Below are 9575 nucleotides of genomic sequence, written 5' to 3' on the forward strand. Positions count from 1 at the left end.
ACCCAGGCGGACGGTGCACGGCAGGGAACTGCGGCCGCTCCCTGGTGGTTGACCCCACCTCACGCCAGTCACGGCCGGGACGAGTCTAGCCGAGACCTCGCGCGCGGCACGGACCTCGCCGGTCGCTCGTCACGGACCGCTGGCTACCGTGACACAGCACCACGGCCCGCCAACTACAGGTCGCGCACCACGGCCCGCCGACTACAGGTCGCGCACAACGGCCCGCCGGCTACAGGTCGCGCAGCACCTCGGCCCGCGCGGCCGCCCGCTCGGCGTCGCTGATCGCACCGGTCGCCGCGAGCCGGTCGATCTCGGCGAGGCGCTCCTCGACGCTGCGCGGCGCGGGTGCGTCAGGTCTCGCCGCGCCGTCGGCGGGCGAGAGGAGGTCGCCGCCGGCGAGCATCGGGCTCTGCAGCAGCCGGGCCTTCATCTCGGCGTCCACCGTCGTGGGGTCGATCCCTCTGCGGAGGTAGACGCCGGCGTTGCGGATCGCGAGCACGATCGCGACGACGAACCCGATGCCGACGAGCACGGGGATGATCTCGGCCGCTGCGGTGAAGCCGCTCGGCCCGAAGGGGACCAGATCCCCGCCGTCCGGCACGAAGAGGCCGCCGTCCACGTCGCCCACGCCCGTGGCGAGGACCTCCCGGACGCGCGCGATCGTCGTGCCCATCACGCCGCTCACCAGGTCGAGGCGCATCGCGCCGAGCTCCGGGCCCATGGTTCCCCCGAGGAGAGGTGACTCTCCCCCCGAGAGCCGATGGGCGAGATGCTACGCCCGCCGTGCGCCCCGGCCACAGACCTCAGCCCAGGCGCGCACGCCGCCCGTCGACGACGATCCCCGACCGCACGACGCGGTCCACGACCTCGACGAGAAGTCGACGCTCGACGAGCTTGATGCGCTCGTGCAGGGACTCCTCCCCGTCGTCCTCGTCGATCTCCACCGCGCGCTGGGCGAGGATCGGGCCGGTGTCGACGCCCGCGTCCACCAGGTGCACCGTGCACCCGGTCACGCGGACCCCATGAGCGAGGGCATCGCGCACGGCGTGCGCCCCCGGGAAGGCGGGGAGCAGGGCCGGGTGGGTGTTGAGCACCCGCCCCTCGAACCGCGAGAGGAAGGGTGAGCCGAGGATCCGCATGAAGCCGGCGCAGACGACCCATGCCGGGTCGAAGACGCCGACGGCCTGGGCGAGGGCTGCGTCCCAGGAGGAGCGGTCGGCGAAGTCCCGCGGTGCGACGACGGCAGTGGCGACCCCCGCCTGCCTCGCGAGGTCGAGGGCACCTGCCGAGGCGACGTCGCTGACCACCCCGACGACCCGGGCGGCGGACCCGCCCGCACGCTGGGCGTCCAGCAGGGCCGCCAGGTTCGAGCCCGCCCCGGAGGCCAGGACGACGACCCGGGCCGGGCGGCCGGTCGTGCTCGCGGGCGGACCTGCCGCCGCGGGCCGCGGGGCACCGGCCCGCGAGCCCGCGGCGGGATCAGGAGACGTGGGGTCGGGCGGGGTGGGCACGGGGCGACCCTAGCCGCGCCGCGAGCGGTGGGACACTGGGTGTCCGTGCATCGTGTGGACCGAGGAGACGTGTGAACAACCCCTACGCCCCGCCCCGCCCGGGAGGTCAGGCCGACGGGTGGGGCGCCGAGCGCCCGCTGGGCGCGCGGCCGGCCGGCTCACCCCCGGAGCCGGGTCGGCCGGGGCACGAGCCTGCTCCCGACGGGCAGCAGCGACCGCTGAGGGAGTGGACGGGCGCGCCGCAGCCCCACACGCCCCCGCCCGACCCCGAGGCCGTGCGCGAGGCGACGCGCCCCGTGGGCACCGTGGTGATGCTCATGCTCGCGACCCTCCTCGTCTCGGGGCTCCCGCTGCCGTGGCAGCCGGCTGCGCTCGCCTTCGGGCTCCCGGCCCTGGTGCTCGGGATCCGCGCGATCGGCCGCCTGGTGCGCGCGGGGCTCGGCCGCAGCCCGCTCATCGCCCTGCTCGCGGGCGGGCTCGCCTTCACCTCGCTGATGATGCTCACGGTCGGCTCGAGCATCGCCCTCTGGTCGATCCAGATGGAGAACCAGCGGTGCGTAGCGAACGCCCTGACGATCTCCGCCCAGGACGCCTGCGCCGAGAGCTATCAGGAGGCGCTGGAGTCCGCCGTGTCGGGCTGGGCGTCGCTGCTCTCCCCCGGAGGCTGAGAGCCGCCCCGGACCCGCCCGGCGAGAGCGCGCGCCCCACGGGCGACGCCGGCCCGCACGGCGCCCTCCGCCGGCACCGCCACGATCGCGGCGCCCACCGCGAGCAGCAGGGCGGCGGTCGCCGCGACCTCGAGCACGGGGGCGCCCACGACGGCGAGCCGCCCGGGACCGGCAGCCCCCGAGGCGAGCAGGGAGAGGACACCGACGACGCCGCCACCCGTGCCACCGATGGCGAGCGCGGCGACGGCGGGCTGCCACGCCCCACGGCACTCCCGGCGCCGGTGCCACCACCAGCCGCAGAGCGCGCCGAGCAGCACGAGCACGACCGGCACGGCCTGGAGCACGCCCCCGGCGCTCGTCGGGAGGGAGCCGAGCAGGGGCAGCGCCGGCATCGGCCCACCGACGACCTCCGCCGGCGAGAAGACGGTTCCCTGGCCGACGACGAAACCGGGACCCACGATCCACGCCACCGCCCACAGGACGAGGTTCGGCAGGACGGCCAGCTGGGCCAGCCCCATGACGACCCCGCCGACCGGGTCCGGGTCGAGTGCCGTGACGATGTCGTCCGTCGGCGCCCGCCCCTGGAGGATCCACAGGAGCGTCAGCCCGGCGGCGAGGGCGACCAGGAGCGCCCCGCACATCACTCCCCCGCGCACGGCGAGCCGGACCCACGCCGGTAGCCGTTCACGCCATCGCGCGGTCGCCCGGGCGAGCGCGCCACGACCGAGGATGCCCGCCCCGCCACCGAGGCCCGCCACGAGCAGCACCCCGCCGAGCCCGCGGAGCAGAGCGATCGGCCCGGCGCCGAGCGGGCCGCCCGCACCGGCGACGAGCAGCGCCGCGAGGGCGATCACCAGGTAGCCGCCGACGAAGGCGACCCACGCCCGAGCCGTCGGCCGTGCGGTGCGCCGGGCGGAGGCGTACGCGGCGAAGAAGGAGAGGGCCGTCAGCCCGAGCGGGACGAGGGTCACCGTCGCGCCTCCCGCGACCAGGCTCCCGCCGTGCCCGAGCAGCCACAGGGCCGCGCCGACCGCTGCCGCGCGAGGCCAGCCCACCTCGGCGTTGCTCGGGTCCGCCGAGGTGGCGACGTAGGCCGCCATCGTGGGCAGGACCACCACGAGGAAGGACAGGAACGCGCCCTGTGCCCCGGCGAGGAGACCGGAGACCCAGTGCGGGGCGCCCTCGGCGGAGGTGGTGCGGCGATAGCCGTCGACCGCGACGCCGACGCGCTCGGACAGTCCGTACAGACCCGCCCGGAACCGCGAGCTGCCCTGCCCTGCTGCCGAGGACCGGGCTGCCGGGCGGGCGGCGGGTCGAGCCGTGGGGTGCGCCGGAGGGCGGGCGGTCGGGGTGGCCGGGCGTCCTGCCGGCGCGCCGGGGCGGCGTGCGGAGGGGACGGACGGGCGGCTCACCCTGCCATGGTCCCTGCTGCGGGCCGGTCCTCCGGTTCACCTCCGCGGTGTGTCGGGACGACGAACCAGTTCACCTCCGCGGTGTGGCGGGACGACGAACCGGTTCACCCCCACGGTGTGCCGGGACGACGAACCCCCGGACCGTCGGGGGTCCGGGGGTTCGTCGATGCGGCGTGCCTCAGGCGGAGAGGATCTCCCGCATGAGGTCGGCGGTCTCGCTCGGCGTGCGCCCGACCTTCACGCCGGCGGCCTCGAGGGCCTCCTTCTTCGCCTGGGCGGTGCCGGAGGAGCCGGACACGATCGCGCCCGCGTGTCCCATCGTCTTGCCCTCCGGCGCGGTGAAGCCGGCGACGTAGCCGATGACCGGCTTGGTGACGTGCTCCGTGATGTACGCGGCCGCACGCTCCTCGGCGTCGCCGCCGATCTCGCCGATCATCACGATGGCGTCGGTCTCCGGATCGGCCTCGAAGGCCTCGAGGGCGTCGATGTGCGTCGTCCCGATGATCGGGTCACCGCCGATGCCGATCGCGGTCGAGAAGCCGAAGTCCCGCAGCTCGAACATCATCTGGTAGGTCAGCGTCCCCGACTTGGAGACGAGCCCGATCCGGCCGGGGCCGGAGATGTCCGCGGGGATGATCCCCACGTTGGACTTCCCGGGGCTGATGATCCCGGGGCAGTTCGGCCCGATGAGCCGGACACCCGCGGCCTGGGCTGCGGTGAAGAACTCCGCGGTGTCGGCGACGGGGACGCCCTCGGTGATGATGACCACGAGGGGCATCGCCGCCTCGACGGCCTCCAGGACCGCAGCCTTCGTGAAGGCGGGCGGGACGAAGACGACGGAGACGTCGGCCCCGGTCGCGGCCATCGCCTCGGCGACGGTGCCGAACACGGGGACGTCGACGGTGCCGTCGCCCTGGGGGAAGGTGACGGACGTGCCGGCCTTGCGCGGGTTGACGCCACCGACCACCTGGGTGCCCGAGGCGAGCATCCGGGTGGTGTGCTTCTGCCCCTCGGCGCCGGTCATGCCCTGGACGATGACCTTCGAGGTCTCGGTCAGGAAGATCGCCATGTCTGTGCTCTCTCTGTCTCGGGTTCTCAGGCGCCGGCGTGGGCGAGCTCGGCAGCCTTGTCGGCGCCGCCGTCCATCGTGTCGGCGAGGGTGACGAGGGGATGTGCCGCGGCGCGCAGGATCGCGCGTCCCTCGGCGACGTTGTTTCCGTCGAGCCGGACGACGAGGGGCTTGGTCGCGTTCCCGCCGAGCATCTGCAGGGCCGTGACGATGCCGTTGGCCACCGCGTCGCAGGCGGTGATCCCGCCGAAGACGTTGACGAAGACGGCGGTGACCTGCGGGTCCCCGAGGATGACGTCCAGACCGGCGGCCATCACCTCGGCCGAGGCGCCACCGCCGATGTCGAGGAAGTTCGCCGGGGTCACTCCACCGTGACGCACCCCCGCCTGCGCGACCACGTCCAGCGTGCTCATGACGAGACCCGCACCGTTGCCGATGATGCCGACCGAACCGTCGAGCTTGACGTAGTTGAGGTCGTGCTCCTTGGCCTTGGCCTCGAGCGGGTCCGCAGCGGCGGCGTCCTCGAGCTCTGCGTGGTCCGGGTGACGGAAGTCGGCGTTCGCGTCGAGGGTGACCTTGCCGTCGAGGGCGACGATGCGGCCGTCCTCCGTCCGCACCAGCGGGTTGACCTCCACGAGGGTGGCGTCCTCCTCGCGGTAGACGGCCCACAGCTTCTGGATGGCTGCGGCGACCTCCCCTGCGACGTCCTCGGCGAAGCCCGCCTCGGCGACGATCTCGGCGGCCTTGGCCGCGTCGATGCCGACGATCGGGTCCACCGCGACCTTGGCGAGCGCATCGGGACGCTCGACGGCGAGCTGCTCGATCTCCATCCCGCCCTCGACGCTGCACATCGCGAGGTAGCGACGCTCGGACCGGTCGAGCAGGACGGAGAAGTAGTACTCCTCGGCGATCTTCGCGCCGGCCGCGACCATCACCTGGTGCACGGTGTGGCCCTTGATGTCCATGCCGAGGATCTCCCCGGCCTTCGCGCCTGCCTCCTGCGGGGAGTGCGCGAGCTTGACGCCACCGGCCTTCCCTCGGCCGCCCGTCTTCACCTGGGCCTTGACGACGACCGTTCCGCCGCCGAGCCGGTCGGCCGCTGCCTCTGCCTCGTCTGCCGTCCTGGCGACGATCCCGCCCAGCACGGGGACACCGTGCTTCTCGAAGAGATCCCGTGCCTGGTACTCGAACAGGTCCACCCTGCCGCCCTTCGTCGCCGCGATACGCCGGTGTCCACCGCCGCAGCGATGGTAGCCGCCTTTCCGATGGATATCTCTACGTCGAGAGACTTTGGACCCATCCGGGGCCCGTCGGAGTCCGTCCGTCTCAGAGCTTGGTGACGGGTGAGTAGCGCAGGAGCAGGCGCTTGACGCCGTCCGCACCGAAGTCGATCTTCGCCACGGCATTGGGCCCCGAACCCTCCGTCGCGATGACGGTGCCCATGCCGTAGGCGTCGTGGGTCACGCGGTCGCCGATCTCCACGGAGGGGACCGAACCCGCAGGTCGCGGGGTCGCCGAGCCGAACCTCGCACCGCTGGACCCGACGGTCCCGGCGGTCCTCGCCGCAGCCGGGGCGCCCGCGCGACGCGTCGCGCCGGGGCCCGTCCGTCCGTCGTCGTTCCGGCCTGCCCCGCCGGACCGGCCGCCCCAGGCCGAGGCGCCACCTCCCCAGCCGGACCCACCGGAACGCAAGGTCGCCATGCTGGACTCGCGGCGCCGCCAGTCGACGAGCTCCTCCGGGACGTCGTCGAGGAAGCGGCTCGCGGGGAACTCGTTGGGTACTCCCCATGCCGTGCGAACCGCTGCACGGGAGATGTACAGGCGCTCTCGCGCGCGGGTCAGCCCGACATAGGCGAGTCGGCGCTCCTCGGCGAGCTGATCCGTGTCCGACAGGGACCGCAGGTGCGGGAAGGTGCCGTCCTCCCAGCCGGTGGTGAAGACGACCGGGAACTCGAGCCCCTTGGCCGTGTGCAGGGTCATCAGCGTGACGACGCCCTGGTCGACCTTCGGCTCGGCCTCCGCCGCGCCGTCGGCGACGTCCGCGCTGGGGATCTGGTCGGAGTCGGCGACGAGCGAGACGCGCTCGAGGAAGTCCGCGAGGTCGCCCTCGGGCTCCGCGGCCTCGAACTCGGTGGCCACGGCGTGGAGCTCGGCGAGGTTCTCGACGCGGGAGGCGTCCTGCGGGTCGTCGCTCGCGCGCAGCTCCGCGAGGTAACCGGTGCGGTCCAGCACGGCCCCGAGGATCTCGCCGGGACCTGCCCCGGACGCAGCGAGCTCGCGCAGCCCCGCCATGAGCTCTCCGAAGGCGCGCAGCCCCGTGACCGCACGGGTGCCGAGCCCCGGGGCCTCGTCGACCCGGTCCAGGGCCTGACCGAAGGAGATCCGCTCGCGCTCGGCGAAGGCGGCGAGCATCGCCTCCGACCGGTCGCCCAGCCCGCGCTTGGGCACGTTGAGGATCCGCCGGAGGTTGACGTCGTCGTCCGGGTTGGCGATCGCCCGCAGGTACGCGACGGCGTCCTTGACCTCCCTGCGCTCGTAGAAGCGCGTCCCGCCGACGACCTTGTACGGCAGGCCGACGCGGATGAGCACCTCCTCCAGCGCACGGGACTGGGCGTTGGCGCGGTAGAACACGGCGACGTCCCCTGGTCTGACGCCCTCGGTGTCGCCGAGCCGGTCGATCTCCTCCGCGACGAACCGGGCCTCCTCGTGCTCGTTGTCCGCGACGTAGCCGACGATCTGCGGGCCGGCGCCCGCATCGGTCCACAGCCGCTTCGGGGTCCGGCCCGGGTTGCGGGAGATCACCGCGTTCGCAGCGGAGAGGATCGTCTGGGTCGAGCGGTAGTTCTGCTCGAGCTTGATGGTGCGGGCGTTCGGGTAGTCGGCCTCGAACTCCATGATGTTGCGGATGGTGGCCCCGCGGAACGCGTAGATCGACTGGTCGGCGTCGCCGACGACGGTCAGCTCGGCGAGGTTCGTGTCCCCGATGGCACCGGTGAGCTCGCGGACCAGCACGTACTGGGCATGGTTCGTGTCCTGGTACTCGTCGACGAGGATCTGGCGGAACCGCCGACGGTAGTGCTCGGCCACGGCGGGGAAGGCCTGCAGGAGGTGGACGGTCGTGGTGATGAGGTCGTCGAAGTCGAGTGCGTGGGCCTGGCGCAGTCGCGCCTGGTACCGCGTGTAGACCGACGAGAGGACCTCGTCGAAGGCGTTCGCCGCACCCGAGGCCGCGCCGGAGGTCGACGCGTAGGTCTCGGGGTCGACGAGCTCGTCCTTGAGGTTCGAGATCTTCGAGGCGAGCACCTTGGGCGGGTACTTCTTCACGTCGAGGTCCAGCTCACGGCACACCAGGGTGAGCAGCCGCTGGGAGTCGGCGGAGTCGTAGATCGAGAAGGAGCTGCGCAGTCCGAGCGTCGCCGCCTCCCGACGCAGGATGCGCACGCACGCGGAGTGGAAGGTCGAGACCCACATGGCCCTCGCCGCCGGGCCGACCAGACCAGCGACCCGCTCACGCATCTCGGCCGCTGCCTTGTTGGTGAAGGTGATCGCGAGGACCTCGCCCGGGCGCACACGACCGGTGGCGAGCTGGTGGGCGATGCGGTGGGTCAGCACACGCGTCTTGCCGGATCCGGCGCCCGCGACGATGAGCAGCGGGGAACCCGTGTGCAGCACCGCCTCGCGCTGCTCGGGGTTGAGCCCGACGAGCAGGTCCGCCGCAGCGGCACCGCCGGGGTGCGGCACCGATCGGTCGTCGTCGGCCGTCCCCCTCCCGTCGGCCTCGTCCGCCGCCCGCGAGGGCACAGCGGGAAGGGGCGCGTGGTCGAAGCCGCGCAGGTTGAAGTCATCGAAGAGGGTCGTCATCGCCCTGCAAGGGTAGGCGGTCCGTCCGACATCGGGGGAGGTGGACTGTCCCGCCGCGTACCGCCTGCTCGGTACGTGCGCCGGGCGCGACGGGTGGTCGGCCGGGCTGTGGCCTGGCCACGACGACCGATCTCGCCGTCCCCCGGTCGTGCCCTGCGCAATACCCCCCGCACGACAGTGCTCCCGGGCGTGGCGCGGCTTCCGCGGCCGGTCACGACATCGAGGCCGACCAGTGTGCACGCAGGAGCCGGGAGGCCTGCTCGTGGTCCTGGGGCCGATGCTCGTGCCCGGGGAGCACCACGTGCCTCGCTCCGGCGTGCACCAGTGCCGCCGCGACCTCGTCGTAGAGGGCGTTCCAACCCCCCGTGATCACCAGAGTCGGCACGGCAGGGATGAACGACGCGTCGGATGGGTGGTCCCACGGTGGCGGCACAGCCCGCACCCTCTGGCCCATCGCCGAGAGCGTGGGTTCGGGCGGGAACGGCGGCTTGGCCCCCAGTGCGGTGAGGAAGCGGGTCGCGAACTCGCCATCGCTCACGGCGGCCTCGCTCGCCTCCCGGAAGACCGGGATCATCTGGCCGACGTGGCGTTCGACCTCGTCCCCGCCACGCGCGAGGGCGAAGCACGCGGGCTCGAACAGCACGAGCGAGCGCACGAAGCCGGGACGGGCGGCCGCCGCGAGCGTCGCTGCAACCGCGCCCGAGGAGTGGGCGACCAGGTGCCCGCCGGCCGCACCCATGGCTGTGATCACGGCTGCTGCAGTTACTCCCTGGACACCCGCGCCAAGGAAGACCGGGCGGACCCCTTCGCCCCAACGATCCGAGGACTGCTCGGGCCAGGCTGCGGCGCCGCCACGTCCAGACCCGGGCACGAAGATGACGTCCATCACCCCATTGTGCCGTGATCACGTCCTGTCGAGACCCTCGTTCTCACACCAAGATCACGGGGATATGCGGCACGCCAGTCAAATTTCCACAATTGCGAGGCGCGATACTTCTCCACAGCAGTCCGGGACGCGGCCCGGTGAACGGAATGCATCTTCTCCGCATTCGCG

Annotated in this window: 8 protein-coding genes; 1 reads left to right on the forward strand and 7 read right to left on the reverse strand. The window is 73.1% G+C overall.

Annotated elements, in window-relative coordinates:
- Positions 1 to 229: 229 nt before the first annotated feature.
- The gene (locus ABWK99_RS09785; protein ID WP_372594513.1) at positions 230 to 721 is read right to left on the reverse strand and encodes a hypothetical protein; all 492 of its coding nucleotides are present in this window, start codon (positions 719 to 721) and stop codon (positions 230 to 232) included.
- 82 nt (positions 722 to 803) lie between these two features.
- Positions 804 to 1511: a phosphoribosylglycinamide formyltransferase gene (gene purN, locus ABWK99_RS09790; RefSeq protein ID WP_372594514.1), complete on the reverse strand. Its 708-nt coding sequence runs from the start codon at positions 1509 to 1511 to the stop codon at positions 804 to 806.
- 71 nt (positions 1512 to 1582) lie between these two features.
- Here purN and ABWK99_RS09795 point away from each other — a divergent pair, with 71 nt between their 5' ends.
- Positions 1583 to 2179 carry a hypothetical protein gene (locus ABWK99_RS09795; RefSeq protein ID WP_372594515.1) on the forward strand — a complete coding sequence of 199 codons (597 nt, stop codon included), beginning with the start codon at positions 1583 to 1585 and terminating at the stop codon, positions 2177 to 2179.
- On the opposite strand, the gene ABWK99_RS09800 is transcribed toward ABWK99_RS09795, so the two are convergent.
- From ABWK99_RS09800 to ABWK99_RS09820, 5 genes are all read right to left on the reverse strand, one after another.
- Positions 2119 to 3591, reverse strand: coding sequence for a DUF6350 family protein (locus ABWK99_RS09800; protein ID WP_372594516.1), 1473 nt, complete (start codon positions 3589 to 3591; stop codon positions 2119 to 2121). The two genes, ABWK99_RS09795 and ABWK99_RS09800, sit on opposite strands and share 61 nt — an antisense overlap.
- 178 nt (positions 3592 to 3769) lie before the next feature.
- Positions 3770 to 4660 carry a succinate--CoA ligase subunit alpha gene (sucD, locus tag ABWK99_RS09805; protein ID WP_372594517.1) on the reverse strand — a complete coding sequence of 297 codons (891 nt, stop codon included), beginning with the start codon at positions 4658 to 4660 and terminating at the stop codon, positions 3770 to 3772.
- Between the two features lie 26 nt (positions 4661 to 4686).
- Positions 4687 to 6066, reverse strand: coding sequence for an ADP-forming succinate--CoA ligase subunit beta (gene sucC, locus ABWK99_RS09810; protein WP_372594518.1), 1380 nt, complete (start codon positions 6064 to 6066; stop codon positions 4687 to 4689).
- Positions 5987 to 8521 carry a DNA helicase PcrA gene (pcrA, locus tag ABWK99_RS09815; RefSeq protein ID WP_372594519.1) on the reverse strand — a complete coding sequence of 845 codons (2535 nt, stop codon included), beginning with the start codon at positions 8519 to 8521 and terminating at the stop codon, positions 5987 to 5989. The genes sucC and pcrA overlap by 80 nt, the downstream gene beginning before the upstream one ends.
- Before the next feature lie 211 nt (positions 8522 to 8732).
- Positions 8733 to 9407: a hypothetical protein gene (locus tag ABWK99_RS09820; RefSeq protein WP_372594520.1), complete on the reverse strand. Its 675-nt coding sequence runs from the start codon at positions 9405 to 9407 to the stop codon at positions 8733 to 8735.
- Positions 9408 to 9575: the final 168 nt, after the last annotated feature.

It is taken from the genome of Actinotalea sp. (assembly GCF_041597215.1).
Classification (GTDB): Bacteria; Actinomycetota; Actinomycetes; order Actinomycetales; family Cellulomonadaceae; genus Actinotalea.